Source organism: Chromohalobacter sp. 296-RDG (genome assembly GCF_029889885.1).
Lineage (GTDB): Bacteria > Pseudomonadota > Gammaproteobacteria > Pseudomonadales > Halomonadaceae > Chromohalobacter.
This window is the reverse complement of record NZ_JARANY010000006.1, coordinates 46,814-73,464: the sequence shown is the minus strand read 5'-3', so window position 1 is coordinate 73,464 and position 26,651 is coordinate 46,814. Positions and strand designations below refer to the sequence as shown.

Sequence of the window (26,651 nt, the reverse complement as noted above, 5' to 3'; positions counted from 1 at the left end):
CGCCCCCAAAAGGGGCGAGGCGTCATGCATACGACGTTACCTAGTGAATCGACAAACCTGGATGCAGCTCAGCCAAGCGTATCGAGTCCGCGGCGGATATCGCGCTTGAGATCATCCAGCGCTTCCAGGCCCACGGCGATGCGCACCAAACCTTCACTAATCCCCGCAGCGACCTTCTGCTCATCGCCCAAGCGTGCGTGGGTCGTCGTCGCCGGATGCGTGACGGTCGTTTTCACATCACCCAGGTTGCCGGTGATCGACATCAGGCGAGAATGATCGATGAGTGCCCAGGCACCGTCGCGACCGCCTTTCACCTCAACGCCCAGCACGGCGCCGAAGCCGCGTTGCTGCTGCTTGGCCAGCGCATGCTGCGGGTGACTTTCCAGACCGCTGTAATGCACGCGGGCAATTTCCGGCTGCACCTCCAGCCACTCCGCCAGGGCCAGAGTATTCTCACAATGCGCCTTCATGCGCAGCCCCAGCGTTTCCAGCCCCTTGAGGAAGATCCACGCATTGAAAGGACTCATGCACGGGCCACAGGTGCGCACGACGCCCACCAATTCCTTGAGCATTTCCTCGGGCCCCACCACGGCACCACCGATGGCCCGCCCTTGACCATCCAGGTACTTGGTCGCCGAGTGGATCACCAGATCGGCACCCAGGTCGAGCGGACGCTGCAACACCGGGGTCAAAAAGCAGTTGTCGATGGCGAGCCAGGCGTCATGGCGATGCGCCAAGTCAGCCAATGCGGCGATATCCACCACCTCGGACAGCGGATTGGAAGGCGTCTCGGCGAACAATAAGCGCGTCTGCGGCGTAATCGCGGCCTGCCAGGCATCCAGGTCGCCCAGTTCCACGTAGCGGGTCACGATCCCCAGCTTGCCGAGATACTTGTCGAACAGGCTGACCGTGGAACCAAACAATGAACGCGAGGCGACGATTTCATCACCGGCCTGCAAGAACGCCAGCGCCGTGGCGAGAATCGCCGCCATGCCGGAACTGGTCGCCACGCAACGCTCACCGCCTTCAAGCGCCGCCAGGCGTTTCTCGAAGGTGTGCACCGTGGGGTTGGTGAAACGCGAATAGATGTTGCCCGGTTCTTCGCCGGAGAACTTGCGCGCCGCCTCGGCGGCGCTGCCGTAGACGAAGCTCGACGTGGGGAAGATCGGCTCGCCATGTTCCTGCTCGTGCGTGCGGTCGTGGCCGGCACGGATCGCCAGCGTGTCGAGCGCGAAGGCGTCGTCATGATCCTCATGCATGTCCCACCTCCTCAGTCTTCTTCGACATCGTTATGCAGGTCGACCACGGCATGCACCGTATTGTCCTGATGTTTGGCCATGTCGCTACGCGCGGCCTCGAGATCGGCCAGATAGGCGGCATCGATATCGCCGGTCACGTACTCGCCATCGAACACCGAGCAATCGAACTCCTCGAGCGAAGGATTGACGTCGCGACATGCCGCCTTGAGGTCCTCGAGTTTCTGATAGACGATACGATCGGCGCCAATCAGCTCCCCGACTTCCTCTTCACTGCGGCCATGTGCGATCAATTCCGATGCCACCGGCATGTCGATGCCGTAAACATTGGGATAACGCACCGGCGGCGCGGCGGAGGCGAAATAGACCTTGCGCGCTCCTGCCTCACGGGCCATCTGGATGATCTGTTTACACGTGGTACCGCGCACGATGGAATCGTCGACCAGTAGCACGTTCTTGCCGGCGAACTCGACGTCGATGGCATTGAGCTTCTGACGCACCGATTTCTTGCGCTGCGTCTGCCCCGGCATGATAAAGGTCCGCCCGATATAGCGATTCTTCATGAAGCCTTCGCGGTACGTCACGCCCAGATGCTGCGCCATTTCCAGCGCCGAGGTTCGCGAGGTATCGGGGATCGGAATCACTACGTCGATGTCATGTTCCGGCCAGTCACGCTGGATGCGATCGCCCAGCTTGCGCCCCATTTCCATGCGCGTGCCATAGACATAGGCGCCATCGAGGATCGAGTCGGGGCGCGCCAGATAGACATGTTCAAAGATACACGGCGTCAGCTGTGGGCGGTCAGCACACTGCTGGGTGTGCACTCGATTGCCCTCGGTTTCGATGAAGATCGCCTCGCCCGGTGCCAGATCGCGACACAGCTCGAAGCCACCGACATCCAGCGCCACCGACTCAGAGGCAATCATCACCTCCTGCCCTTCTTCCGTGTCGCGGGTACCGTAGACCACCGGCCGAATCCCGTGAGGATCACGAAACGCCACCATGCCAAAGCCATTGATGAACGCAACCGCCGCATAAGCGCCCTGACAGCGACGATGAACGCGACGTACGGCATCGAAAATGTCATCTGGGGAGAGATCGTGCCCTTGCTTGCCCAGCTCGTGCGCGAACACGTTGAGCAGGACTTCAGAGTCGGAGCTGGTATTGATGTGGCGCAGATCGGAAAAGAAAAGCTCACGTTTGAGCTGTTCGGAATTGGTCAGATTGCCATTATGCGCCAGCGAAATGCCATAGGGCGAGTTGACATAAAATGGCTGCGACTCCGCTTCGCTCGACGAGCCGGCAGTCGGGTAACGAATATGCCCAATGCCCATATTACCGCGCAGGCGCGTCATGTGGCGCGTATGGAACACATCACGCACCAGGCCATTGCTCTTGCGCAGCAGAAAGCGCCCCTCATGCCATGTCATCATCCCGGCGGCATCCTGGCCACGGTGTTGGAGCACTGTCAGCGCGTCATACAGCGACTGATTGACCGCCTGATTGGCCATGAGGCCCACGATACCGCACATTGTGCCTTTCCTCGCTTGCCATGAGAGTAGCGAACGGCATGTAAGAACGCCGTTCGCGGTTGAAGCCTGTCATGTATCAAGGCGCCTTCAGGGCGCCTGCGTTTCAGATGACGCGTTCGATGCAGGTGCCTCGGGCGACGTTTCCAATACTTGGCCGGCCGCCTCGCGCCCCGTGTCACGCAAGGCACGTTCGGCACCCGAGGTGTCGATTTCCCACGCCTCCAGACGGTCCACCGACCAGTCGCGCAATTGCTCGAAGGCAGGACGCAGTTGCGCATCCTGCCATGCGGCGATCCCCGACAAGGGCGTCAACGTCAAGATGACCGTCGCCAGCACCAGGATCAAGGCGCCTCGCGCAGCACCGAACGTCGCACCGGCGACACGGTTGAAAAACCCCATGCCGACCCATTCGATAGCGGCGTTGATCATACGGATCAAGAATCCGCACAGCATGACGATAACGAAAATGACCAGCACGAAGCCCAGCACCAGGCGAATCTCGGGATGATCGATATAGGGCGCCATCATCTCGGCTACTGCCGGGGCGAACATCCGCGCGCCCAGTAATGCTGCCACCCAAGCCGCTAGCCCCAATGCTTCGCGCACCAGGCCGCGCATGAAACCGGCCAGCATGGAGACGGTCAATACCGCCAGAAAGGCCCAGTCGAGCCAGGTCAGCGTCATTACTCCTCCCGCACGCGAATCAAGAGCCCTTGGATATTGGCGTCTTCCTTGAGTTCGGTGCGTACGCGCTCACCTGCATCAGAGGTTCCAAACGGACCGACGTAGACCGTCGTCAAATCATTGTCCCGCGGACGTTGATAGGCATCGAACCCTTGTGACGTGAGCTTTTCGACGAGCCGTGTGGCATTGTCCGGTTCCCCGAAGCTACCGACCTGGACCGCCCAGCCTTCTTGCACCTCGGACGTCGATGGCGACCCACCGGTATCCCCTTGCGCTTGCGACGATGCAGACTGTTCGGCAATGGCGGCAATGGGGTCATCGCTCCCAGACCCCGTCTCACCGGATGCTGCGCCGTCATTGGACGCCGCTGACGGCGAAGACGCGGTTGGCGAAGAAGCATCGGCGTCGGATTGACCGAGCTGGGACCCGGTCGCCGGCTCGACGACCCTGTCACTGTCCGCGTCTTCCTCGAGATTGACGGGCGGCTCAGGAGAGTCGACATCGCGCTGATCCACGGGAATCGGCTGCTCGATGGTTAGTACCGGTTCGGGACGCTCGCTTCGCGGAGTCGGCTCATCGAGCAGCATAGGCAGGAAAATCACTGCCAACGCGACGAGGATGATCGCGCCACTGATGCGCTCACGCATTCCATATTTCATGACACACTCCTTGGGCTCGCCACGACCCCGAGTGATTCAAGGGTGGTCAAAGCCTCGGCGACGGTCCAGAACGAGCCGCAAACAAGCACTTCGTCGCCATTATTCATATTGGTGTGCAACCAACGTACGCCAGCATCCGGTGACGCGGCACAATGCAATACCTGAGCGCCGCACGTCTCCAGGCAGGCGGCCAGCTGCTCGGCTTCGCGCGCGCGATCACCACTCAACGATACCGGCACCCAGGCATCGATCTGAGGCGCCAGCGCCTCGATCACACCCTTGGCATCCTTGTCGGCCAACATTCCCAGCAGACAAAAGCGCCGCCCGCGCAGCGGACGCTGCGCCAAGGAAGTAGCGACATAGGCAGCGGCATGCGGATTATGGCCGACATCCAGACACCAGGGGCCCTGCCATTGCAGCCGCCCAGGCAGTACGGCTCGGCCAAAAGCTCGCTGGCATGCCGATCTCTCGAGGGAAATGCCGGCCAGCGTCAGTGCCTGCAATGCCGTCGCGGCATTGTCCAACGGCAGGTTCGGATCGGGGAGCGCACGCAGAGCCAGGGCCTCACCGGTGGCGGTTTCACCCTGCCACTGCCAGCCATCGGTTGTGGCTTGCCAGTCGAATCGCTCGCCCAGCGCGAATACCGGCGCCGCCAGGCTCTCGGCATGCTGGCGCACACTCGCCGGCAGGGCGGTACTACCCAGTACCGCCGGGCGACCCGGACGCATGATGCCGGCTTTTTCCTGGCCGATGGTTTCGAGATGAGTGCCAAGAAAGGCGGCGTGATCTTGAGCCACGGTGGTCACCACAGCCACGTCCGGATCGATGACGTTGACCGCGTCCAACCGACCACCCAGTCCCACTTCGAGCAACGCGACATCGGGTTGCTGGTGCATAATCAACCACAAGGCGGCCAAAGTGCTGACTTCGAAGTAGGTGAGGCTGATCTCTTCACTCACAAAGCGCGCCGCTTCGACGGCCTCGAAGGCCTCGACCAAGATGACATCATCGACCTCTTGGCCATCGAAGCACAGGCGTTCGTTGTAGCGCTTTAGATGCGGTGATGTATAAGCGGCGCAGCGCCAGCCATTTTCACGTGCCAGCGCATCAAGCATGGCAACAGTCGAGCCCTTGCCGTTGGTGCCGGCCACGGTAATGACGCGCCCCGCCAATGCGGTGGTCGTAAGCCCCAGGCGAACGGCGACCGTGTTGACCCGCTCGAGCCCTAGATCAATGGACACGGGGTGCTGGCGCTCTAGATGCACCAGCCAAGCCTCCAGAGTGGTCGTGTCAGACATTCAGTGATCGGCCTGGGAGAACTCGTCCAATGTGCTCTGGGTCGGCGTTTCGTCGGCCTGATTATCCTGGCCGAGACGCGGCTGATGCGTCAGCTTACGCATGACGCCGCCCAACTGCTCACGCATATCATGACGATGCACGATCATGTCCACGGTGCCGTGCTCGAGCAGGAATTCGCTGCGCTGGAAGCCTTCCGGCAATTGCTCGCGCACGGTCTGCTCAATGACACGCGGCCCAGCGAACCCGATCAAGGCATTGGGCTCGGCGATATTGAGATCACCCAGCATCGCCAGTGACGCGGACACTCCGCCGAAGACAGGGTCGGTCAACACCGACATGTAGGGCACGCCCGCCTGCTTGAGCTTTTCCAAGACTGCAGATGTCTTGGCCATCTGCATCAACGAGAAAAGCGCCTCCTGCATGCGGGCACCGCCAGATGCGGCGAAGCAGACCAGCGGTACGCCTTCTTCCAGCGCCTGGGTCGCGGCACGCACGAACTTCTCGCCTACCACGGCCCCCATGGAACCACCCATGAAGCTGAATTCAAACGCCACCGCAACCACCGGTAAGCCATCGAGCTTACCGCGCATGGCAATCAAGGCATCGTTTTCGTCGGTAGCTTTCTGGGCCGCCGCCAAACGATCCTTGTACTTTTTGGAGTCGCGGAACTTGAGTCGATCGCTGGGTTGCAGGTCGGTGGCGATCTCCTCGCGACCTTCCGTATCCAGAAACCAGTTGAGTCGTTTGCGTGCCGTCAGGCGCAGATGGTGATCGCACTTGGGGCACACGCTTTGATGGCGCTCCAACTCGGGAAGATAGAGCACCGCCTCGCAATTGGGGCACTTACGCCACAGGCCATCCGGCACGCTTTTCCGGCGATCGGTTCGCTGGGTACGGCTCATCGACGGCACAATTTTGTCTAGCCAGCTCATGGTTCCGAGACGCTTCCGTGTTGCTTGTCTGACGCATCGAGCCACATCCGTGGCCCAATACAGCGAATAATAGGGGCCCGCATGACCATCTCAGCGATCCAGCGCATCACGCATGTCGCCAAGCACAGCCTTGAGCGCCGCCGGTATGACCTCGGGACGTTCCGCATTTTCGGCGATACGCGACACCAGTGCACTACCGACGATGACACCATCGGCTACCTGGCCGACCGCCGCAGCGGTCTCGCCATCGCGAATGCCGAAGCCGACACATAACGGCAAATCGGTCATCTCGCGTAGTGGCGCCAACTGTCGCGCCACGGCCTCGACATCCAGCGATGCGGCGCCAGTCACACCCTTGAGTGATACATAGTACAAATAACCTTCGCCGTGCGCACATATTGTAGCGGCCCGGGAGGACGAAGTGGTAGGGGCCAGCAGGAAGATCGACTGCAAACCGTGCTCGGTGAACAGCGGCGCTATCGCCGTGGCTTCCTCAGGCGGCATGTCGACCATCAGCACGCCGTCGACGCCCACCTCACGCGCACGCTGTACGAACGCCTCGTAGCCCATGCGCTCGATGGGATTGAGATATCCCATCAACACTACCGGGGTCACCTGGTCGGTCTCGCGAAACGACGCAACCATGTCGAGCACATCGGCCAGACGCGTCCCATGCTTGAGCGCGCGCGCGCAAGCTTTCTGGATCACCGGGCCATCGGCCATGGGATCGGAAAATGGCACGCCCAATTCCAGCACATCGGCGCCCGCCTCGACGCAGGCGTGCATGAAGCCAACGGTATACTGCGGCGCGGGGTCACCGGCGGTGATATACGGAATCAAGGCGCGGCGCGACTGAGTCTTGAGCGCCGCAAAACGTTGATCGATACGATTCATAGTCATGCTCAAAATTCCAGACCGTCGAGCTTGGCCACCGTGTGAATATCCTTGTCACCACGCCCGGAAAGATTGACGACGATGTGCTGATCGGGGCGCATGGAGGCCGCCATCACCTTGGCATGGGCCAGCGCATGAGCCGATTCCAACGCGGGCATGATGCCCTCGATGCAGGTCAACTCGCGAAACGCCTCGAGCACTGCATCGTCGTTGGCGGCCACGTAGCTGACGCGCCCCACATCCTTCCACAGTGCGTGCTCGGGGCCGACTCCAGGATAGTCGAGACCGGCGGAAATCGAGTGCGTCTCCGATACTTGGCCACTCGCGTCGGACATCAGATAGGTCCGATTGCCATGCAGCACACCGCTGGGGGCATTGCCAGTCAACGGTGCGGCGTGACGCCCAGTTTCGACACCGTCGCCACCGGCCTCGACGCCCACCATGGCCACTTCTTCGTCCTCGAGGAACGGATAGAAAAGGCCGATGGCATTGGAGCCGCCCCCTACGCAGGCCACCAGGGCATCGGGCAGGCGACCAATTTGTGCCAAGCTCTGCTTGCGCGCCTCGCGACCGATCACTGCGGTGAAATCGCGCACCATAGCGGGATAGGGATGCGGCCCCGCCACGGTGCCGATGATATAGAAGGTATCGTCGACATTGGTCACCCAGTCGCGCAGCGCCTCGTTCATGGCGTCCTTGAGGGTTCGCGACCCGGACTCGACCGGGTGCACCTCGGCCCCCAGAAGGCGCATGCGATAAACGTTGAGCTTCTGACGCTCGACGTCCTCGGCCCCCATGTAGATCTCGCACTTGAGGCCTAGTCGTGCCGCCACGGTGGCGGTGGCCACGCCATGCTGACCAGCACCGGTCTCGGCGATGACACGCGGCTTGCCGCTTTTCTTGGCGAGCAGCGCCTGGCCAATGGTGTTGTTCACCTTATGGGCGCCGGTGTGATTGAGATCTTCGCGCTTGAGCCAGATCTGCGCACCACCAAGCTTTTCGGACCATCGTTCAGCGTGGTACAGCGGAGACGGGCGGCCCACGTAATGGGCCAGATCACGGTCGAAATCGGCCTGGAAATCGGCATCGTCACGAAGGCTCATGTAAACCTTCTCCAACTCTTCCAGGGCGAAGCTCAGAGTCTCCGAGACGAACCGGCCACCGTAAGGGCCAAAATGGCCTTGGGCGTCCGGCAGTCGGGTCAGGTCGCTGAACTTGGTCACGAATGACACCTCTATGGGGCTTGGGTATGGGACACTTGGGACAGAAATGCCCGGATGCGCGCGGAGTCCTTGATGCCCTTGACCGCCTCGACGCCTCCCGAGACATCGACGGCGTAGGGCCACACTCGCTGAATGGCTTCGGCAACATTGGTTGCCGTCAAGCCTCCTGCGAGAATAACAGGTTTTGCCAGGTTTGCGGGGATTCGCGACCAGTCAAAGGTCTCGCCCGTTCCTCCCGGCATGCCGGGACGGTAAGCATCCAGCAGCAGGCCGCGCGCGCCGGCATAGCGCGCCGCCTCGGCGTGCAAGTCGAGTCCGTCGCGCATGCGCAAGGCCTTGATCCAAGGGATATCCAGATGCGCACACGCCTCGGCGGTCTCGTCACCATGCAACTGCACCAAATCAAGATGCCGCGCGCAACGCCGAATCTCGTCCGGCGGCTGGTCGACGAACAACCCTACGCGTGTCACGAAGGGCGGCACGCACGCCGATAGCTGCGCCAGGCGCGCTTCGTCGATAGCCCGCGCACTGCCAGGCCACATCACGAAGCCCAGCGCATCGGCACCCGCCGCCACTGCCGCCTGGATATCGTCCTCACGCGTCAGGCCGCAGATCTTGACACGCGTTCGTTGCATCGGCGCCTTCATGACGACATCTCCCGACGCGGTGGATAGACGCGGCGCTGGCGACGCGCACGCGCCCACTCACTATCCGGCAGCGTGCGCTCGCCACTCCACTCCCCGACGAACGCCAGCATGTTCGGGCCAAGTGGCTCTTGTGGCAATTCGAAGCGCTCATCGTAGTACACATCGACGAAGTGCAGTCCGCAGCCCGGCGCCGTGACATTGCCCTGCGTTCGATCACGCAGCGCCAACAGCTCGCCAGGATAGTTCGTCGGATGATCGCCGCGTCCGACGGCCATCAGCGCGCCGGCGATATTGCGGATCATGTGATGCAAGAACGCGTTGGCCTGAATGTCGAGGACGACCATCTGTCCATAGCGTCGTACCTCGATGAAATGCACATGGCGATGGGCGCTTTTCGACTGGCAACCCGCGGCGCGGAAACTCGAAAAATCGTGCTCGCCGATCAACGCTTGGGCGGCGGCATGCATGCGCTCGGCGTCCAGCGGCTCACGGCACCAGGTCACATTGGCGCGTTCGAGCACCGGCCGCGATGGCTGATTGAAGATCACGTAACGATAGCGCCGCGCCAAGGCCGAGAGTCGCGCATGAAAATCATCGGCGACCGGCACCACCCAGCGCACCGCAATATCCCGCGGCAATTTGGCATTGGTGCCGAACAGCCAGGCTTTTTGCGTACGAGCCACCGGTGCATCGAAGTGCACCACCTGGCGCGTGGCATGCACACCAGTATCGGTGCGCCCGCTACACAGCGCTTGCACCGGCGTATTGGCAATCTTCGAAAGCGCCGCTTCCAGCGCTGCCTGCACCGAAGGCGCTTGTGTGAGGCGCTGCCAGCCACAGTACGCACTGCCATCGTACTCGACACCGAGTGCAATGCGTCCTTCCAGCGGCTGGCAGTCATCCTGGAATTCGAAGAAGGCCATCGATATCCGTCACGTTGAGTCTTGGGCATGTCAAGTGGAGGCTGGGCATGAAGCTTGACTTCAGCGTCTTGGCGCCCCATCGACGCGCCCATTATCCAGATGCGAGGGTTCGAACGCCACTTCCTCGACCTCCCAATGCGCAACATCATGTGGTGACTCGCTTGAATCATCGTGCGACTCGGCCCCCGCGGAGGGCTCTACCTCGGGCAACTGATAATCCAGTCGTGCAGGCGCGTCGGGAACCTCGGGCGGGTTGAAGTCGAGCGGCGCGGCCTCCTCGTCGGGGCGTACGGCAGGCGTTACCGCCTCCTCATCCGTTTCATCATGGGGCGTCTCGGACTTGGCGCTGTCGGCAGGCACCGAGGCGCCTGCGAATAGTGGATCCATCTCGGGGGAAGACGCCACCGACTCATGCGACACACTCGCGGCTTGCGTGGCGACGACTTGACGATAATGCGTCACCAAGGCCTCGACCTCGCGATGCGTTTCATCACTGACCGACGACGCAAAGCACTCAGCCTCCCGCTCCAATACATTGAGCTCACCCAGCTCGCCCAACACCGACAGCAATTTGAGACGTAACTCGGCATTTTCCTGTACCGCCAGACGCGCCTGCAGCCATTCGCGCGCCTGGGTATAACGACCATAGGCGATATAAATGTCGGCCTCGTCGATGGTGGCCGTCTCGGGTACATCATCGTCGCTCAAGATCGGGCGCGTCTTGGCGGCGGACTGCGTCGTCCCCAACCGCGCCGTCATATCCTGGTAGGTCGCTTCGCGGCCGGTACGCCAACGCTGCCATCCCCAGAGCGCCAGCAATGCCGCCAGTACGATCAGTAGCCCCGCCTGCAATGGCCCCAACCAGGATGACGACGCTTCATCACGCTGGGCAGCATTCGGAGGCGTTTCGTCGCTGATGGATGCTGCCTGCTCGACGGACGGCGCCGATGAGGTATCGAACGCCGTCTGTGCCAGCAACGCTGCCACGCCGGTGACATCGACCGGCGGTAGCATCGAGAGTGCTTCAAGGCGCTCGGCCAGCGCATCACGCTCCCGCTCGACGTAGGCTACGCGTACGCGCAGCGCTTGCAGTGCCGCCTCCAGCTCGGCCGCACGCCGCGAATCGGCTTCTCCTGTACGCTGACTCGATGAAGTGGCGCCCGACGATGCAGGACGTGAAGCCTCGGCCCCCTCGGGACCCGTCCCGACAACGCCCTGTGGCGCCTCGGACTGGGGCTGAGAGTTCGCACGAGAAGACATCGAAGCATTGGCTTGCCATGTCGAGGCATCATCCTGCGTTGTCTGCGACGCACCGGGAGAACTCGACAAGGCGTAGCCAGGCGGATCGAGCAACAATGTCACCGGCTGCTGGATACGCCCTTGCGGCCATGACACCTCCAGCAATAATTCGAGATAGGCGCGCCCCACCGACGCCTGACTGCTGATCGTGATGCGTGGCGGCGTGGTATCGCGCGATAGCGCGACATTCAGCGGCATTTCTAGTGCCCTCTCGTCCATCCCCGCCGCTTCGAAGGCACCGTCATCCGCCAGACGCACCTTGAGTCGCTGGGGATCGATATCGCCGACACCGGACAGCGCCAGTTCGGCGCGCAAGGGCTGATTGAGATACGAGGTGACCTGCGGCGCGCCCACGCTTACCCCTAGTGCCACGGGGCTTATCACGACCAGGCACAATGCCAGAGCAATCTTGCGCAGCATGGAATCCTCAAGAACGACGTCAACGATAGTTTGAGTTTTACCATATCTTTTAACCAGCCACCTCATACTAGGCACTACCCAAACGAGACGAGCCCGCCTAGGCGGGCTCGTTGCTCAGGATGACCATAAGGCATGGGCGCCATCTCGACGGCGCCACACCTGTCAGCGCGTGGCGATGATCCAGACAGCGTGGACGATGCCGGGAATATACCCCAACAACGTCAGCAGAATATTGAGCCAGAAATGCAGGCCGAAGCCGACCTGTAGGAAAACCCCCAGGGGCGGCAGCAAAATAGCCAGAATTATGCGGATAATGTCCATACATCCTCTCCTTGTGAATGCGTCCTTTCAGAGTCTTTCAAGGTAGCGTGGGTCGCCACACTGGTGGTATTCACCGCCTAGCATGATACGCAAGGGCATGATGCCTAGATAGCCTGGCTATTGCTTTCCGCGAGGATCACAATATTCGACACCCGGCGCATGCGAATGTGCATCGGGATCGATTTTCTGGCGCACCTCATCGGCGCCGGAGGCCAGCGTGTCATGGTGACGCTCCCAGTCTTCCCAATCATGCGGAGTACCACTGCGCGGGCGGTGGCTTGCCGCGCCCCGGGCTCTTGCCCAAGCCTGTTCCTCGAGGGTGGTGGGCTTGTCCTCTTCCTTGTCGAGGCCGATTCCCTGCTTGGCCAAGTAATCGCGTGCGTTCATGTTGCCTCCCGAAGAGCCGAAACCTGTCTATCACGTCTCGTACCAATGGTTTGCGCTACTTCCGCGCAGCGTCACTTTCTCACGATGTCACTATAGCTTATCTATCTTACTGAAGGCATGAGGCCGACTTTCAAGTCGCCGCCACTTTATCGTTTACACAATCTCCACGCGCTGCAATGACACCGTGAGAATGAGCTATTCTCGACTACAGGGCTCAGGGCTATTATCCGGTCCTGCCCGTCGACGCTAAGGAGGCCTTCCATGACGCGCTCATCCCCCACCGTAGTCGGCGATATCATGATCGGCGATGGCTACCGAGTCACCGCCAACACTTCGATCTCGGTCCTCGCTGACGGTCTGGCTCGCCACCGATTGCCCGGTGCGCCAGTCGTCGATGCGCAAGACCACCTGATCGGCTTCATCTCGGAACAGGATGTGCTGGGCCAGTTGCTCGATAGCGCCTATCACTGCGGCCAGCCATCCTTGGTCGGCGAACTGATGCGCGAAGTCGTGCTGACCGTAACGCCTGACAAGAGCATCGTCGACCTGGCCGAGTCCATGCGCGGCGAACGCCCCAAGGTATATCCCGTCGTCGATGACGGACACGTCATCGGCCTGGTAACCCGTCGCGAGGTTTTAGGCGCCCTGTTGGTAATGCGCAACCGCTGCTAAGGCCGACGCCAACGCATAAAAAACCGCCGTACAAAGGGCACGGCGGTCAATCGAGAACAGTAAGCTCAAAACGCATTTCCTAGCGACTGCCTGGAATCACGTTTCTTGCTTTAACTCAGACCATATTGCGAGCAAAAGTTCCCTCGCCTCGCGCATTTTTTTATCGAGCGCTGCCATGGTCAGGCTTGCCAAGCCTGGCTCGCTTGATTAACATCCCTGCGTCGAGCGGGCATAGCTCAGTTGGTAGAGCATCAGCTTCCCACGCTGAGGGTCGCGAGTTCGAGCCTCGTTGCCCGCTCCACTCCTTCTTCGTAAGTTCAGGCAGGCCTCAGGGTCGCGAGCTGGTGCGCCAGCCCGGTCGCGCCTCGTTGCCCGCTCCACTCCTTCTTCGTAAGTTCAGGCAGACCTCAGGGTCGCGAGCTGGTGCGCCAGCCCGGTGGAACGCCACCCGGTCGCGCCTCGTTGCCCGCTCCACTCCTTTCTGCGATTTCATTCCAGCCCGCTTTCCTTTTTCGTGTCATTGTTTCCCCCACCGATGGTCGACTCGCGAGTGTGCGCACTTTTAGGCAGAATCACGCTGCTGGACACTCACGACTTAGAAGAAAACACCATGACGACTTTTTCACGCGAAACACGTTTATGGCTGGGGGCAATGCTTTGCAGCCTGGCGCTGGCCTCATTCGATACTCACGCCGCGCCTCAAGGCAAGACCGATTGTATTGCCCCCGCCAAGCCCGGCGGTGGCTGGGACTTTACCTGCCGTACGACGGCGCGTGCCTTGCAAGAACTCGACTTGATTCCCACCGGCATGCAAACCATCAATATCCCCGGCGCCAGCGGCGGTGTGGGTTTCAGCCATGTGCGTGCCAAGCGCAATAACGACGATAACCTCATCGTCGCAGCCTCCACCGCCACCACCACGCGTCTGGCTCAGAACCGCTATTCGGGTGGCACTCTCGACCAAGTGCGATGGGTCAGCGCGCTTGGCGCTGACTACGGCATCATCGCTGTCCCCAGCGATTCGCCCTATGACGACTTGACCGATCTGCTCGAGGCACTTGAAGAAGATCCACATAGCGTCAGCTTCTCGGGAGGTGATATCACGGGTGGGTTCGACCATCTCAAGGTGTTAATGGCTGCACGCAAAGCCGGCGTCAGCAACCTTCGCGAGATCAAGTATCTGGCTTTCGATTCCGGCTCTGTCGCTATCACACAATTGCTGGGTGGCCACATCGACGCCTTCACCGGTGATGTTTCCGAGGCCATGAGCTTCGTCGAAAACGGCGACCTGCGGTTGCTAGCCGTCTTCTCGGAAGAACGCCTCCCCGGTGAGTTAAGCGATGTCCCCACCGCGCGCGAGCAAGGCATCGATGTTGTCGCACCCAACTGGCGGGGGTTCTACATTCCCGGTGGAGCCTCCGACAAGGCCTATGCAGACTGGACGGACACGCTTGATACACTTTATGGCTCATCGCAGTGGAAGGACATCATGGAGGCCAACGGTCTGTTGCCTTTTCACAAGTCCGGAGAAGAGATGCAGCGTTTCGTCGAGCAACAGGTCAACGACATCCGTGAACTATCGGAGACACTAGGCCTGGTTAAGTAACCAACCGACGGATGGCACGACAGAACACGCCATCCGTCGCCGCGTCACTGCGTCGTGCCGCGATCACATGCTAGAATCAAGGTTTCGCATTTGTTTCGGCCCCTCAACGCATCATGCTACTTTTTTTACTGGTTTTCGCCGTCTGCCTGACGATCCTGGTCGGTACCGTGGCGATGCTGATGCTCAGCCGTACGCCCCGCTATCGGACCGAGCCCGCGCACCTGCTGACGCTGTTCGACAAAACGCTGGACAAACGCGTCAGTGTGGCCGAGTGGCATACACTGGTCGATTACCCGATTCGCCACGATGCCTATCTCGAAAGCATTCGCCGCCGCGCGCAGCATGTGATGGAGGAGCACGGTAGACCCTGGCAAGTCGCACGGGGAGGCTGCCTGCTATCGCGTGCCGGGCGCGACGAACTCGAGGCAATACGCGACCATTTGCGCGCGCGCCTGGCACTGCAGAAGCCTGAACTAGAGGCCTGAGAATTGCGCCTCACGCGCCATGGGCGTGTATGGTAAGCTCACTGCGAAGCTCAGGAGAGTCGCCATGAGCAGCAGCATTCGTCTGACGCCGCTCGACAACACCGTCAAACATCACGGCCATGCCTTCCATCAGATCGTTATCGGCCTGGCCGGCCATGCCGAATTCGAGATCGAAGGACTGGGCGGTTCCATCGCCCCCTTGTCGGGCTGCATCGTCCCGATCAATCATGTGCACTATTACGAAGGTATCGGTGACAACCGCCAGTTGATCCTCGACCTCCCGGATGACTCGCCCTCGCTGACCGGAAGCCATCGCGAACTGGCCAGCCTGTTCGATGCGCCACGCTATTTCACGCTCGACGATCCCCTGCGCAATTATCTCAACTTCGTGGTGCAGGAAATGTCGCAGCCGCGCCATGCCGACGGCGAATTGCTTGCTACCACCTTCTTGAGCTGTCTGCATGCCCGCCTGGCCGCACCGACGATGCTCGATAATGGGCGCGCGCTGGATCTCGATACCATCGATCGCTACATCGACCTCCACCTCGCCGAGCGCGTGACGGTCAAGGATCTGGCGCGCCTGGCCTGCCTGAGCGAGACACACTTCGGCGAGCGCTTTCGGCGCCATACGGGGCTGACGCCTTACCAATACTTGTTGCGTCGCCGCCTCGAACGCGCGAGCACCTTACTGCGAACCGCCGGCGCACCGCTCAGCGAAATCGCGGCACGCACGGGATTCGCCAATCAAAGCGCCTTGTCGCATGCCTTTCGACGCCATCATGGCCAGTCTCCCTCGCAATGGCGCCGAAGTGCCAACGCCTCCGTCATGACCACGTCATCCATTATAGACTAAGGTCTAAAATTCAAGCCCACTTCTTCTTCTGCCGTGTTTTTTGACACAAATATCCGGGAAATTGGCAAGACCGAGCACGCTGCCCCATTCTAAAGTCGACGCTATACAACATAATCAGGACGCCGATACCGGCGCCGACTCCGCACGCCCACCTTCATTATTACGTCGCCGATCATCACGGAGTCATGACATGCAAGATGCCAATACCATGCTGGAAACCGCCACCTGGAACGACGATCTCGACACGCTGTTCGCGCGCGTCAGCGATTATTATAGCGTCGAGGAAGATGCCTATGTCGCCGAATTGGTCGCGTTCTTGCGTACCGAAGAGCAAGACTTCAAGCGCATTGCCACGCAAACCGCCGAGCTGGTGCGCGAAGTCCGCGAGATGGATACGGCGGTCGACTCCATCGACGAACTGCTGCAGGAATACAGTCTCGATACCCATGAAGGCCTGATGTTGATGTGTCTGGCCGAGGCCATGCTGCGAATTCCCGACAAGGCCACCGCCGACGCCCTGATCGAAGACAAGCTGGGGCCTGCCGACTGGAAGGCGCACGTCGGCCAGAGCGAGTCATGGTTCGTCAACGCGTCCACCTGGGGATTGCTGATGACCGGCCGCGTTCTGCAGCTTGACCAGTCCCACGAAGGCAAGCCCGCCACCTTCATCAACAAGATGGTCAACCGCATGGGCGAGCCGGTAATTCGCCGCGCCATGTATCAAGCGATGAAGATCATGGGCAAACAGTTCGTGCTGGGGCGGACCATCGACGAGGCCCTGAAACGCTCGCAGCCACTGTTCGACAAGGGCTATACCTACTCATATGACATGCTTGGCGAGGCCGCACGCACGCGGCCAGACGCCGTTCGTTATTTCGACGATTACGCCCAGGCTATCGAACGAGTCGGTGCTACCAGCCGCAAGCTGGACGCCAAGACGCCAGCACCCTCGGTATCGATCAAGCTATCGGCCTTGCATCCGCGTTACGAATTCGGGCGTCGTCGTCAGATCCTCGAAGAGCTTACCGACAGTGTCCGCCGGCTCGCCTCGCTAGCCCGCGAGAACAACGTCGCCATCACCATCGATGCCGAGGAAGCCGACCGCCTGGAATTGTCGCTGGAGGTCTTCCGCGCCGTGTTCGAAAGCGATGTCTGCCGCGGCTGGGGGCACTTCGGGCTAGTGGTACAGGCCTATTCCAAGCGTGTCTTGCCGGTTCTGCACTACATCAATCGCCTCGCCGATCAGTGTGGCGACGAAATTCCGCTACGTCTGGTCAAGGGCGCCTACTGGGATACCGAAATCAAAGAGGCTCAACAGCAAGGGCTCGACGGCTACCCTGTCTTCACGCGCAAGGCGTGCACCGACGTCACCTACCTGGCCTGCGTGCATTTCCTGCTCTCCGAGAATACTCGGGGACGCATCTTCCCGCAGTTCGCCACACACAACGCCCACACCATCAGCACCATACTGGAACTCGCCAATGCGGGGGATCGTCATTTCGAGTTCCAGCGCCTGCATGGCATGGGTGAAGCGCTCTATGACGCCGCACTCAAACGCGCACCACAGGGCACCTACTGCCGTATCTACGCACCGGTAGGCGCGCATAAGGACCTGTTGCCCTACCTCGTGCGGCGCTTATTGGAAAACGGTGCCAATTCGTCTTTCGTGCACCAGTTGGTCGATCCTGGCGTGCCCGTGGAAAGCCTCTGCGAGCACCCGGTAGAAACCTTGGCGCAATACGATACTTATGCCAATCCACGGATTCCGCTGCCACGCGATATCTATGGGGAAAAACGCAAGAACTCCAAGGGCGTCAACTTGAACATCAACAGCCAATACCAACCGCTGATCGACAGCATGGCGACATTCATGGAGCGCGAACACCACGTCAAACCGCTGCTGGCTTTCGACGTGGAAGACGAGGCCGCGCAGCAGCATGACGTTCTCAGCCCTTACGATACCCGCCAGCGCGTGGGCAGCGTGCAATGGACTACGAGCGAACAGGCCCAGCGCGCCGTGGATGCCGCCTGGGCGGCCTTCCCTCGCTGGTGCGATACACCGGTCGAGGAGCGTGCGCAGACTCTCGAGCGCTTCGCCGACTTGATGGAAGAGCATCTGGCCGAACTGATGACACTGTGCTCCCGCGAAGGCGGCAAGCTGCTCACCGATGGCGTCGACGAGATTCGCGAAGCGGTGGACTTCTGCCGCTACTATGCGATGCGGGCCCGCGAAATGTTTGACGCGCCGATCCCGCTGCCCGGCCCGACCGGTGAATCCAACGAGCTGATCTTGTCCGGCAAGGGCGTATTCGCCGCCATCAGCCCGTGGAATTTCCCGGTGGCAATTTTCTGCGGCCAGATGGTTGCCGCCGCCGTCGCTGGCAACCCGGTGCTCGCCAAGCCGGCCGAGCAGACCTCTCTGATCGCGCACCGCGTCGTGGAACTGCTCCACGAGGCGGGCATGCCGCGCGACGTGGTGCAATTGCTGCCCGGCGACGGCCCCACCGTGGGCAGCGTACTGACCGGTGACGCCCGCATCACCGGCGTCGTCTTCACCGGTGGCACGGACACCGCACGAACCATCAACCGTGCCCTCGCCGACCGCGAAGGTGCCGCGCTGCCGACCCTGGTCGCCGAAACCGGTGGCTTGAACGCCATGATCGTCGATTCCACCGCGCTTCCCGAGCAGGTCGTCGCCGACGTGGTGGCCTCGGCCTTCCAGAGCGCTGGCCAGCGTTGCAGCGCCTTGCGTGTGCTCTATATCCAGGAAGACGTCGCCGACCACGTCATCGCGCTACTCAAGGGCGCCATGGCGGAGTTGCACATCGGCGATCCACGCGACCTGGGTACCGATGTCGGCCCGGTCATCGACGAGGACGCCCATCGTCAGCTCAGCGATTACATCGTGCGCCTCAAGGAGGAAGGCCGTCTGTTGGCCGAGGCGACTCCCGATGCAGACACCACGGCACACGGCCACTTCATTGCGCCGACCGCGTTCGAGATCGAAGGCATCGACACACTGGAGAGCGAGCAATTCGGGCCGATATTACACATAGCCCGATACCGTAGCGCTGAGATCGACCAGGTCATCGATACCATCAACGCCAAAGGGTATGGACTGACGTTCGGCATTCACAGTCGCAACGAATCCTTCGCCGCTGAAATAGCGCGGAAAATTCGAGTGGGCAATGTGTACGTCAATCGTAATATCATCGGCGCCGTGGTAGGCGTTCAGCCTTTCGGTGGCCAGGGCCTGTCAGGCACTGGTCCCAAAGCAGGTGGACCGCATTATCTGCAGCGATTCGCCACAGAGAAGACCCGTACCATCAATACCGCCGCCTTGGGCGGTAACGCGTCGCTACTCGCGCTGGGAGACGAGTGATCATTACTCGTCATCAAACAATAAACGAAGGGAACTCCCTTATGATCGAAATAACGTCGCGATCGGCGCCACCTTCGCGCTCTGCCTGTTCACGATGCTCGCCATCAGCGTTCTGGCCCGTATGCGTACCCACAACCTGCCGGAGCAACCTCCGGCCCAATAACTAAGACAATTAAAAACAGGAGACGTTTTTATGGCTATTGGTGTCTGGATAAGCCTCTTTGCTTACTTTGCGCTCATGGTCGGTATCGGTCTTTATGCCATGCGCAAATCGACGTCCACATCCGAAGATTACATGTTGGGAGGGCGAACGCTTAGTCCCAAAGTGGCGGCCCTGTCGGCCGGCGCTTCGGATATGAGTGGCTGGTTGCTGCTGGGATTGCCCGGGGCAATGTTTGCCTCCGGCCTGGGCTCTGCCTGGATTGGAATCGGCCTGTTCGCGGGCGCCTTCTTCAACTGGCTTCTGGTCGCACCTCGCCTTCGTGAACAGACGGTGCACTATGGCAATGCGATCACCATTCCCGCTTTCCTGGCCAATCGGTTCCCGACGCGAGCCATGTCGCTGAGAACGGTATCCGCTATCGTCATCGTCGTCTTCTTCGCGGTGTATACGGCCTCAGGCCTGGTGGCAGGCGGCAAACTGTTCGAAAGCGCGTTTTCCGGCGTTATCAACATCGGAGGCATGAGCGATTACGCGGTGGGGGTCATCATCACACTGGGCGTGGTACTTGCTTATACAGTGGTCGGCGGCTTTTTGGCCGTGAGCATGACGGACTTCGTGCAGGGCTGCATCATGATGCTGGCACTGGTGATCATGCCGATGGTTGTACTCTTTGGCGAAGGTGGCGGCGGTTTCGCCCAAGCTACTCAGACCCTGAATGACGTCGACCCCACACTCCTATCGTGGACGGATGGACTGACCTTTATCGGTTGGCTGTCTGCGGTGGCCTGGGGACTGGGTTACTTTGGGCAACCACACATCATCGTGCGCTTCATGGCCATTCGATCTCTGAAGGATGTCCCTATTGCGCGTAACATCGGTATGAGCTGGATGCTTATCTCCCTGATCGGTGCGGTCTCTCTGGGTGTATTCGGCCGAGCCTATGCAATCCGCAATGGTATGGAGGTCGAGGATCCGGAAACGATCTTCATCATCCTGGCGGACCTGCTGTTCCATCCGCTGATCACCGGCTTCCTCTATGCCGCACTGCTTGCAGCGATCATGAGCACCGTTTCCAGCCAGCTTCTGGTGGCGTCTTCATCACTGACTGAAGACTTCTACCGCTTGTTCCTGCGTAAAGAGGCAACGGAGAAGGAAAGCGTCGGCATCGGCCGGATCAGTGTCGTATTGGTTGGCCTGGTGGCAGCCTTCATTGCATCCGATCCGAACTCTCAGGTCCTGGGGCTGGTCAGTAATGCCTGGGCAGGCTTCGGTGCAGCGTTCGGCCCATTGATCATCCTGTCGCTGATGTGGTCGCGCACGAACGGCGCTGGCGCCATCGCAGGCATGGTCGTGGGTGCCGTCACCGTCATGATCTGGATTGAACTGGGCTGGAACGCAGCGTTCATGGGAGGTCCCGGTGTATACGAGATCATTCCAGGCTTCATCGCTTCCTTCATTGCGATTCTGGTAGCGAGCAATGTGACTAAAGATGCCGGGGAATATAAGCAAGTCTCCCGCTGACAGAGCACGCTAATCCACTCAGAGTAATCAAAGGGCTCCTGCGGGAGCCTTTTTCATGACCAGTCGCAGTGGTACTGAGCGCCGAGAAAGATGCGATAATCGGCGTTAGCGTAGCGATATCAGCGTGACGCGCCGAACGCCCAGAAGCGTGACGCCAAATACGTCAACACTGGCACCGTCAATGTCGCAATCGCCACCGCGATAAAGCCATGTAGCGGGGTCACCGCCAACAAGGTGGCCAACACGCCATTGTTGAGGATGAATCCCGACGCCGCCACCAGAAAGAAACGTCTTGCCCGGCCACGACGGCGGAAAGTCAAACGCCTATGCCCGATCAGCGATATCTGAAAAGCCACTAGAAACGCCACGATATTCGCTACGAATTCGGACATATTCGGCCATAGGCCAAGCAGCACCCCCGCCACCAGAAGATGAGCGCCAGTCGCCATTACTCCAACAAGTCCGAAACGTGCAGCGGTACCCGCTTCCCCTACGAGCCGACTCATGACTCGCGACCACTTCGAGGACGTGATGCGTACGGCGTCTCACTATCTTCGGCAACTAGATAAAGCGGTCGATGCTTGGCCTCGATGAAGAGCCTTCCCACGTACTCCCCCAGCACGCCTATCGACAACAATTGCATGCCGCCGAAAAACAAGATTGCTGTCATCAGTGACGCATAGCCGGGCACATCACTGCCAAATAGCACCACACGCCCCACCAGAAACACGATGTACAAAAACGCAATCAAGGCGATCACCGCCCCAAAGTAGGACCAGATCCGCAACGGCCAGGTGGAAAAACTCACCACGCCGTCCAGGGCGAAGTTCCACAGTTTCCAGTAGTTGAATTTACTCTGCCCCGTCCCGCGGGAAGGGCGTGCGTAGTAAACCCCGGTGGTGCGATACCCCGGCCACGAGAATAACCCCTTCATGAACCGGCTGCGTTCCGGCAAGCGGTTGATGGCGTCGACTACACACCGATCCATGAGCCGAAAATCCCCCGCATTATGCGGAATCGGCGTGTTCGCCATGCGGTTGAAGAAACGATAGAACAAGCCGGCGGTGGCACGCTTGGTATGAGTGTCCTCTTCACGGGTACCGCGCACACCGTAGACCATGTCATAACCTTCCTCACGCCACAGGCGCACGAACTCGATGATCACCTCTGGCGGATCCTGGAGGTCGACATCCATGGGCACGATGGCATCGCCACGAGCATGCGCGAGCCCCGCTGATAGCGCCGCCTCCTTGCCGAAGTTACGGGTCAACGAGAGATAGCGCACGCGAGCGTCTCGCTCATGCGCATGGCGCAAGCTGCTCAGGGTCGCATCCTGCGATCCGTCATCGATGAAAAGCACTTCCCAGCGCGCAATATGGCCATCGAGAGCGTCACGAACCGCTTGCAGAAACCCCGGGATGGCGTCCTCTTCGTTCATGACCGGCACTACGATGGACAACAGCCAATCAGCCCCGAGGCTTTCATCCTGTACTCCCTTTCCCGTCGACGATAATAGTTTCATTGTTACCTCCACTTTGAACTCACCACGATCCACCGTAGACTCAATGTCGCCATCCCTCGACACGAGACGGTGCTCTACCAGTCGTCAGATCCATCCCTTCAACTCACTCATCATGATAGATCACACTCTCTCGACGTAAAAAAACAGTGTTTTAAAATTTTCCTTGACTTAAGAAACACTGTTTCCTATTCTACAAGCGTTGATTCGGAAACGCCGTTCGATATGGCGATGAACCCAAGGAGTTAGATCATGACCAAGACTAAACTGTTCTCTGCCGTAGTACTGGCCAGCACCTGCGCTTTCGGTACCCAAGCCGCTCTCGCCTATGACGCAGGCGACTTCTTCGTGCGCGGCGATATCGCCAAAAGCGATATCGATGATAGCCATGTCGACGATGAAAATGGCTTCATGGGTAGCGTCGGTTACCTCTTCCACGACAAGCTGGGCGTCGCTCTGAGCTCCAGCGAAAAGTTCGAGCACGATTTCTCGACCAATGGGGTCAATGGCGACTTCGAGCAGCGTCCGATCAATCTGACGCTGCAATACTATCCGCTGGGTGGCACTAACTCGCGCGTTCAGCCCTATGCCGGTGCCGGCGTCAACTACACCAAGTTTTCCAGCGAAAACCTTGCCAACGGCCAGAGCGCCGATATGGACCACTCCTGGGGTGCCGTCGGTGAACTGGGTGTCGACCTGTTCGTGACCGAGAACCTGGCCTTCAATGGCTTCGCAAGCTACACCGATGTGGATTCAGACGTCGATATCGATGGCAACTCGGCAGGCTCTGTCGACCTGGATCCGGTCACAGTGGGTGGCGGTCTTAGCTATCGCTTCTAAGCAGTACACGTCAATACGTTGATAAGACGCCGGGCTCTTTGCCCGGCGTTTTCATGTCTGACCATGCACCTCACGCCTCGGTGACGATCCGGTCGACCTCGGCCACAGCTTCAGTGATCACGCGACGCACGCTGGGCGATGCCTCCTTGAGCCAAGTATCCACGGCAGGTGCCACATCGCAGGACGCCGGCAACGGTGACCCAGTCTCGGCCAGCGTTTCGAGACGCGCCACGAAGACGTAGCGCAACCACTGCGGCATCGCCATGGTATCGATGCAAAATGGCTGCTGGCTGGCGAAAGCCGCGGCAGTTGGCTCTTCCACTCGCCACATGTCGACACTGCGTAATGACGCGACCAAGTTTTCCAATGCCTTCATCAAGGCGTCATGAGCCGTCATCTCGTCTCCTGAAAAGGGTGGAACACTACCCCATTATCGCGCTCACCCTAGGCAATTGACCACCGCGCAGACGGTTTCTCCCCAAAAGGCCGTTTACCCACAGTTCATTGGGACGAGATTGTGGATAAACGCGGGACAATCTTCGTTGGGCCATGGATGACGCCGCTTGGCAGCAAGCGTTTATTTTTTGACCAACTTGGGGCTGGTCAGCGCCATCCTTGAACGCTACAGTGCTGGCCTCGATCCCGGAGGCAGCATGCAGTCGATCACCACGCTCAGTGAATTTTTCCAACGTACCGGTGCGGACGTACGCCTTTTCGACATGGGGCGCCGCATCGCACCTTTCGAATTCTCACGGCTCACCGAGTTCGAAGCCGGAGCCGCCCCCTGGCCCTTGCCCTGGAACGGCCAAGCACGCCTGGCATGCGCGTTCCGCCTGGGCAGCGATGCCACAAGCGAACCCCTGATCTGGTTCTTGGCCCTGCCCCTGGATGAACAAGGCATGCTGGTCCCCGGACCACGCGACGCCTTCCTCGAACGCCTCATCGAAACCCTCGGGCGTACGGTGGAAAGTGTCGGGCGCGACGACGCACCGCACATCGACAACTTGATGCGCGACAATCCCTTGGTCTTTACTCCCGAGCTCATACAACAGGCCATGTTGCATGCCCAAGCTGCCCGCGACTTTGCCCTACCGGCCAGCATGCACCATGCCCTGGTCCGCGCCTATCTGATCGAGGCCGACACCAGCGTCGACTGGCAAATGCTCGGCCTGCAAGGAATTGCCGATCTCGTGGCCCGCCTCGACCGTGAGGAAGAAGTTCGCCTGGCCGAACGCATCCCCACGCTACCCGTCGAGGTCCTGCAACCGCTTTGCTACTGTATGGAGCATCGAGACTTGGGCTCGGCATGCGTAGAGCCGCTTCGCGAGCGCGCCGAACAAGCGGCGCACTCAGGGGATCTCGAAACCGTGTGCGCGGTGATTCGTGCCCTGGGCGGCAGTCGCGATTCACGAGTCGGTACCTGGTACGATACGCTGCTCGATGATCCAGCAGCCTGCGGGCCCGATATACTCGCCGCCATGGCCGCGCGTGGCTGGATGCATCTTGAGGATGAGCAACGCTTGCCGCGGTTTCTCACACGACTAGCGGAAACGCCACAAGCGAACTTCACCGCACTGGTACGTGACCTGGCGCTTGTGCCACGTTTGCGCCTACCGGTATTAATGACGCTGCGCCAAGCGAATGCCGATTCCCCTATCGGCCTACGCCTGGCCGAACTGGATCGTTGATGCATGAAAGCACTGCCCTACCAAGCCAAGGCAGTCATCGGCCGGCGCGAAATGGTCACCCTGCCGGAGCTGGGCCTGACGCTGTGCGCTAAAATCGATACGGGGGCGCGCACCTCGGCACTGCACGCCGAAGACATCGAGACGTTCGAGCGGCAAGGGCATCTTTGGGTGCGTTTCATTACGCGCGGCGGCGGTCCCGACGCTCCATCGCATACGCTGGAACTCCCCCTGTACGACCGCCGCAAGATCAGGAATTCCAACGGGTTCGAGCAATGGCGCCATGTCATCCGAACGCAGATGCAACTCGGGGGGCTCGAATATCCTATCGAACTGACCTTGACCGACCGGCGTAGCATGCGCCACCCCATGCTGCTTGGACGGCGCGCGCTGCGCCGCCTTCTGGTCGCGTCCGGCGCGGCCTTCCTGCACGGCGAGCCCTGATTCCGCCGGCATCGCTATCGAGTGGAGACGACCATGCATATCGGCATTCTTTCACGCAATCGCAGACTGTACTCGACGCGGCGTCTGATCGAAGCTGCCGAGGCGCGCGGACACACCGCCCGGGTGGTCGACACGCTGCGCTGCTACATGAACATCGCCTCACACCGGCCGTCGATTCACTACAAGGGCGAGGAAATCGAGCCGTTCGACGCCATCGTGCCGCGCATCGGTGCTTCAGTCACCTTCTACGGCTGCGCCGTGTTGCGCCAGTTCGAGATGATGAGCACCTATGTGCTCAACGACTCAGTATCGATCACGCGCTCGCGCGACAAGCTGCGCTCTCTGCAATTGCTGTCACGCAAGGGGCTAGGACTGCCGGTCACCGGATTCGCCCATTCACCGGACGATATTCCGGATCTGATCACCATGGTCAAGGGCGCGCCACTGGTCATCAAGTTGCTCGAGGGTACCCAGGGCATCGGCGTGGTCCTGGCGGAAACCAACCAGGCCGCCGAATCGGTCATCCAGGCCTTCATGGGCATGAAAGCTAATATCATGGTCCAGGAGTATATCAAGGAGGCCAAGGGCGCCGATGTGCGCTGCCTGGTGATCGGCGACAAGGTGGTTGCCGCCATGAAGCGTCAGGCGCTCGAAGGTGAGTTTCGTTCCAACCTTCACCGTGGCGGCACCGCCAGCGTCATACGCATTACCCCGGAAGAGCGTTCCACCGCCATCCGCGCTGCCAAGGCGATGGGCCTGCGCGTCGCCGGTGTGGACCTACTACGCTCCAACCACGGCCCCGTGATCATGGAGGTCAATTCTTCGCCGGGCTTGCAAGGTATCGAAACCGCCACAGGCAAGGATATTGCCGGGCAGATCATCGACTACATCGCGAAAAATGGTGTCACCCCACGCAAGGCCCCTCCCAAACCCAAGGGCTGAGCGAGACATGCCCCGTGCGCGGTGCCACACGGGGAAATTTTCTTGCCGCCGGGGTAGCAAAAC

At 60.3% G+C, this 26,651-nt stretch carries 26 protein-coding genes and 1 tRNA gene; 11 read left to right on the top strand and 16 right to left on the bottom strand.

The features are described from left to right. Window positions 1-68: 68 nt before the first annotated feature. From OP495_RS04340 to OP495_RS04280, 13 genes are all read right to left on the bottom strand, one after another. Window positions 69-1,259 (bottom strand): O-succinylhomoserine sulfhydrylase, encoded by a 1,191-nt coding sequence (locus OP495_RS04340; protein WP_280567472.1) that lies wholly within the window; start codon window positions 1,257-1,259, stop codon window positions 69-71. Window positions 1,260-1,270: 11 nt separating this feature from the next. Continuing rightward, complete coding sequence (gene purF, locus OP495_RS04335) at window positions 1,271-2,788, bottom strand: amidophosphoribosyltransferase (protein WP_280561565.1); 1,518 nt, start codon at window positions 2,786-2,788, stop codon at window positions 1,271-1,273. A gap of 87 nt (window positions 2,789-2,875) precedes the next feature. Then, a complete protein-coding gene (locus tag OP495_RS04330; protein ID WP_280561567.1) occupies window positions 2,876-3,472 on the bottom strand; it encodes a CvpA family protein in 597 nt (198 codons plus the stop codon). Next, window positions 3,472-4,131, bottom strand: coding sequence for an SPOR domain-containing protein (locus OP495_RS04325; protein ID WP_280561569.1), 660 nt, complete (start codon window positions 4,129-4,131; stop codon window positions 3,472-3,474). The genes OP495_RS04330 and OP495_RS04325 overlap by 1 nt, the downstream gene beginning before the upstream one ends. Then, window positions 4,128-5,429 (bottom strand): bifunctional tetrahydrofolate synthase/dihydrofolate synthase, encoded by a 1,302-nt coding sequence (gene folC, locus OP495_RS04320; protein ID WP_280561570.1) that lies wholly within the window; start codon window positions 5,427-5,429, stop codon window positions 4,128-4,130. Before folC ends, OP495_RS04325 begins: the two co-directional genes overlap by 4 nt. Next, the gene (gene accD, locus OP495_RS04315; RefSeq protein WP_280561573.1) at window positions 5,430-6,362 is read right to left on the bottom strand and encodes an acetyl-CoA carboxylase, carboxyltransferase subunit beta; all 933 of its coding nucleotides are present in this window, start codon (window positions 6,360-6,362) and stop codon (window positions 5,430-5,432) included. A 90-nt stretch (window positions 6,363-6,452) separates the two neighbouring features. After that, window positions 6,453-7,256, bottom strand: a complete 804-nt coding sequence (gene trpA, locus OP495_RS04310) for a tryptophan synthase subunit alpha (RefSeq protein ID WP_280561897.1) — start codon at window positions 7,254-7,256, stop codon at window positions 6,453-6,455. An 8-nt stretch (window positions 7,257-7,264) separates the two neighbouring features. Continuing rightward, entirely contained in the window at window positions 7,265-8,479 is a 1,215-nt protein-coding gene (trpB, locus tag OP495_RS04305) for a tryptophan synthase subunit beta (protein ID WP_280567470.1), read from the bottom strand. An 11-nt stretch (window positions 8,480-8,490) separates the two neighbouring features. Beyond that, on the bottom strand, window positions 8,491-9,126 hold the full coding sequence (locus OP495_RS04300; RefSeq protein WP_280561576.1) for a phosphoribosylanthranilate isomerase: 636 nt from the start codon (window positions 9,124-9,126) through the stop codon (window positions 8,491-8,493). Next, the gene (gene truA / locus OP495_RS04295) at window positions 9,123-10,049 is read right to left on the bottom strand and encodes a tRNA pseudouridine(38-40) synthase TruA (RefSeq protein ID WP_280561579.1); all 927 of its coding nucleotides are present in this window, start codon (window positions 10,047-10,049) and stop codon (window positions 9,123-9,125) included. The genes OP495_RS04300 and truA overlap by 4 nt, the downstream gene beginning before the upstream one ends. 60 nt (window positions 10,050-10,109) lie before the next feature. Further along, entirely contained in the window at window positions 10,110-11,768 is a 1,659-nt protein-coding gene (locus tag OP495_RS04290; protein ID WP_280561581.1) for a hypothetical protein, read from the bottom strand. A 162-nt stretch (window positions 11,769-11,930) separates the two neighbouring features. After that, the gene (locus tag OP495_RS04285) at window positions 11,931-12,089 is read right to left on the bottom strand and encodes a YqaE/Pmp3 family membrane protein (RefSeq protein WP_280561582.1); all 159 of its coding nucleotides are present in this window, start codon (window positions 12,087-12,089) and stop codon (window positions 11,931-11,933) included. Between the two features lie 117 nt (window positions 12,090-12,206). Further along, window positions 12,207-12,476: a hypothetical protein gene (locus tag OP495_RS04280; RefSeq protein ID WP_075367796.1), complete on the bottom strand. Its 270-nt coding sequence runs from the start codon at window positions 12,474-12,476 to the stop codon at window positions 12,207-12,209. A gap of 261 nt (window positions 12,477-12,737) precedes the next feature. Between OP495_RS04280 and OP495_RS04275 the strand changes: the two genes are divergently transcribed. From OP495_RS04275 to putP, 7 genes are all read left to right on the top strand, one after another. Next, a complete protein-coding gene (locus OP495_RS04275) occupies window positions 12,738-13,148 on the top strand; it encodes a CBS domain-containing protein (protein ID WP_280561583.1) in 411 nt (136 codons plus the stop codon). A gap of 225 nt (window positions 13,149-13,373) precedes the next feature. After that, window positions 13,374-13,449, top strand: a tRNA-Gly gene (locus tag OP495_RS04270). A 309-nt stretch (window positions 13,450-13,758) separates the two neighbouring features. Beyond that, complete coding sequence (locus tag OP495_RS04265) at window positions 13,759-14,754, top strand: tripartite tricarboxylate transporter substrate-binding protein (protein WP_280567468.1); 996 nt, start codon at window positions 13,759-13,761, stop codon at window positions 14,752-14,754. Between the two features lie 113 nt (window positions 14,755-14,867). Then, the gene (locus tag OP495_RS04260; RefSeq protein WP_280561586.1) at window positions 14,868-15,239 is read left to right on the top strand and encodes a hypothetical protein; all 372 of its coding nucleotides are present in this window, start codon (window positions 14,868-14,870) and stop codon (window positions 15,237-15,239) included. 64 nt (window positions 15,240-15,303) lie between these two features. Further along, complete coding sequence (locus OP495_RS04255) at window positions 15,304-16,092, top strand: AraC family transcriptional regulator (RefSeq protein ID WP_280561587.1); 789 nt, start codon at window positions 15,304-15,306, stop codon at window positions 16,090-16,092. 190 nt (window positions 16,093-16,282) lie between these two features. Continuing rightward, entirely contained in the window at window positions 16,283-19,474 is a 3,192-nt protein-coding gene (gene putA, locus OP495_RS04250) for a bifunctional proline dehydrogenase/L-glutamate gamma-semialdehyde dehydrogenase PutA (protein WP_280567467.1), read from the top strand. A gap of 193 nt (window positions 19,475-19,667) precedes the next feature. After that, window positions 19,668-21,158, top strand: coding sequence for a sodium/proline symporter PutP (gene putP, locus OP495_RS04245; protein ID WP_280567466.1), 1,491 nt, complete (start codon window positions 19,668-19,670; stop codon window positions 21,156-21,158). A 119-nt stretch (window positions 21,159-21,277) separates the two neighbouring features. On the opposite strand, the gene OP495_RS04240 is transcribed toward putP, so the two are convergent. Both OP495_RS04240 and OP495_RS04235 read right to left on the bottom strand, forming a co-directional pair. Further along, entirely contained in the window at window positions 21,278-21,664 is a 387-nt protein-coding gene (locus tag OP495_RS04240) for a GtrA family protein (RefSeq protein WP_280567464.1), read from the bottom strand. Then, window positions 21,661-22,680: a glycosyltransferase family 2 protein gene (locus OP495_RS04235; RefSeq protein WP_280567462.1), complete on the bottom strand. Its 1,020-nt coding sequence runs from the start codon at window positions 22,678-22,680 to the stop codon at window positions 21,661-21,663. Before OP495_RS04235 ends, OP495_RS04240 begins: the two co-directional genes overlap by 4 nt. Window positions 22,681-22,929: 249 nt before the next feature. Here OP495_RS04235 and OP495_RS04230 point away from each other — a divergent pair, with 249 nt between their 5' ends. Further along, the gene (locus tag OP495_RS04230; protein WP_280567460.1) at window positions 22,930-23,517 is read left to right on the top strand and encodes an OmpW family outer membrane protein; all 588 of its coding nucleotides are present in this window, start codon (window positions 22,930-22,932) and stop codon (window positions 23,515-23,517) included. A 70-nt stretch (window positions 23,518-23,587) separates the two neighbouring features. On the opposite strand, the gene OP495_RS04225 is transcribed toward OP495_RS04230, so the two are convergent. Continuing rightward, window positions 23,588-23,914, bottom strand: coding sequence for a YqcC family protein (locus OP495_RS04225; RefSeq protein WP_280561599.1), 327 nt, complete (start codon window positions 23,912-23,914; stop codon window positions 23,588-23,590). Between the two features lie 256 nt (window positions 23,915-24,170). Here OP495_RS04225 and OP495_RS04220 point away from each other — a divergent pair, with 256 nt between their 5' ends. The 3 genes from OP495_RS04220 to rimK are packed head-to-tail and all read left to right on the top strand — an operon-like array spanning window position 24,171 to window position 26,588. Further along, entirely contained in the window at window positions 24,171-25,205 is a 1,035-nt protein-coding gene (locus OP495_RS04220) for a DUF3549 family protein (protein WP_280567508.1), read from the top strand. 3 nt (window positions 25,206-25,208) lie between these two features. Further along, entirely contained in the window at window positions 25,209-25,646 is a 438-nt protein-coding gene (locus tag OP495_RS04215; RefSeq protein ID WP_280567458.1) for a RimK/LysX family protein, read from the top strand. 33 nt (window positions 25,647-25,679) lie between these two features. Further along, window positions 25,680-26,588, top strand: a complete 909-nt coding sequence (rimK, locus tag OP495_RS04210) for a 30S ribosomal protein S6--L-glutamate ligase (RefSeq protein ID WP_040244030.1) — start codon at window positions 25,680-25,682, stop codon at window positions 26,586-26,588. The last annotated feature ends 63 nt before the right edge of the window (window positions 26,589-26,651 follow it).

What these genes read in the sequence shown, in the direction of transcription:
- OP495_RS04340 (WP_280567472.1), bottom strand. Translation starts at nt 1,259, where the DNA reads ATGCATGAGGATCATGACGACGCCTTCGCGCTCGACACGCTGGCGATC.
- purF (WP_280561565.1), bottom strand. Translation starts at nt 2,788, where the DNA reads ATGTGCGGTATCGTGGGCCTCATGGCCAATCAGGCGGTCAATCAGTCG.
- OP495_RS04330 (WP_280561567.1), bottom strand. Translation starts at nt 3,472, where the DNA reads ATGACGCTGACCTGGCTCGACTGGGCCTTTCTGGCGGTATTGACCGTC.
- OP495_RS04325 (WP_280561569.1), bottom strand. Translation starts at nt 4,131, where the DNA reads ATGAAATATGGAATGCGTGAGCGCATCAGTGGCGCGATCATCCTCGTC.
- folC (WP_280561570.1), bottom strand. Translation starts at nt 5,429, where the DNA reads ATGTCTGACACGACCACTCTGGAGGCTTGGCTGGTGCATCTAGAGCGC.
- accD (WP_280561573.1), bottom strand. Translation starts at nt 6,362, where the DNA reads ATGAGCTGGCTAGACAAAATTGTGCCGTCGATGAGCCGTACCCAGCGA.
- trpA (WP_280561897.1), bottom strand. Translation starts at nt 7,256, where the DNA reads ATGAATCGTATCGATCAACGTTTTGCGGCGCTCAAGACTCAGTCGCGC.
- OP495_RS04300 (WP_280561576.1), bottom strand. Translation starts at nt 9,126, where the DNA reads ATGAAGGCGCCGATGCAACGAACGCGTGTCAAGATCTGCGGCCTGACG.
- truA (WP_280561579.1), bottom strand. Translation starts at nt 10,049, where the DNA reads ATGGCCTTCTTCGAATTCCAGGATGACTGCCAGCCGCTGGAAGGACGC.
- OP495_RS04290 (WP_280561581.1), bottom strand. Translation starts at nt 11,768, where the DNA reads ATGCTGCGCAAGATTGCTCTGGCATTGTGCCTGGTCGTGATAAGCCCC.
- OP495_RS04285 (WP_280561582.1), bottom strand. Translation starts at nt 12,089, where the DNA reads ATGGACATTATCCGCATAATTCTGGCTATTTTGCTGCCGCCCCTGGGG.
- OP495_RS04280 (WP_075367796.1), bottom strand. Translation starts at nt 12,476, where the DNA reads ATGAACGCACGCGATTACTTGGCCAAGCAGGGAATCGGCCTCGACAAG.
- OP495_RS04275 (WP_280561583.1), top strand. Translation starts at nt 12,738, where the DNA reads ATGACGCGCTCATCCCCCACCGTAGTCGGCGATATCATGATCGGCGAT.
- OP495_RS04265 (WP_280567468.1), top strand. Translation starts at nt 13,759, where the DNA reads ATGACGACTTTTTCACGCGAAACACGTTTATGGCTGGGGGCAATGCTT.
- OP495_RS04260 (WP_280561586.1), top strand. Translation starts at nt 14,868, where the DNA reads ATGCTACTTTTTTTACTGGTTTTCGCCGTCTGCCTGACGATCCTGGTC.
- OP495_RS04255 (WP_280561587.1), top strand. Translation starts at nt 15,304, where the DNA reads ATGAGCAGCAGCATTCGTCTGACGCCGCTCGACAACACCGTCAAACAT.
- putA (WP_280567467.1), top strand. Translation starts at nt 16,283, where the DNA reads ATGCAAGATGCCAATACCATGCTGGAAACCGCCACCTGGAACGACGAT.
- putP (WP_280567466.1), top strand. Translation starts at nt 19,668, where the DNA reads ATGGCTATTGGTGTCTGGATAAGCCTCTTTGCTTACTTTGCGCTCATG.
- OP495_RS04240 (WP_280567464.1), bottom strand. Translation starts at nt 21,664, where the DNA reads ATGAGTCGGCTCGTAGGGGAAGCGGGTACCGCTGCACGTTTCGGACTT.
- OP495_RS04235 (WP_280567462.1), bottom strand. Translation starts at nt 22,680, where the DNA reads ATGAAACTATTATCGTCGACGGGAAAGGGAGTACAGGATGAAAGCCTC.
- OP495_RS04230 (WP_280567460.1), top strand. Translation starts at nt 22,930, where the DNA reads ATGACCAAGACTAAACTGTTCTCTGCCGTAGTACTGGCCAGCACCTGC.
- OP495_RS04225 (WP_280561599.1), bottom strand. Translation starts at nt 23,914, where the DNA reads ATGACGGCTCATGACGCCTTGATGAAGGCATTGGAAAACTTGGTCGCG.
- OP495_RS04220 (WP_280567508.1), top strand. Translation starts at nt 24,171, where the DNA reads ATGCAGTCGATCACCACGCTCAGTGAATTTTTCCAACGTACCGGTGCG.
- OP495_RS04215 (WP_280567458.1), top strand. Translation starts at nt 25,209, where the DNA reads ATGAAAGCACTGCCCTACCAAGCCAAGGCAGTCATCGGCCGGCGCGAA.
- rimK (WP_040244030.1), top strand. Translation starts at nt 25,680, where the DNA reads ATGCATATCGGCATTCTTTCACGCAATCGCAGACTGTACTCGACGCGG.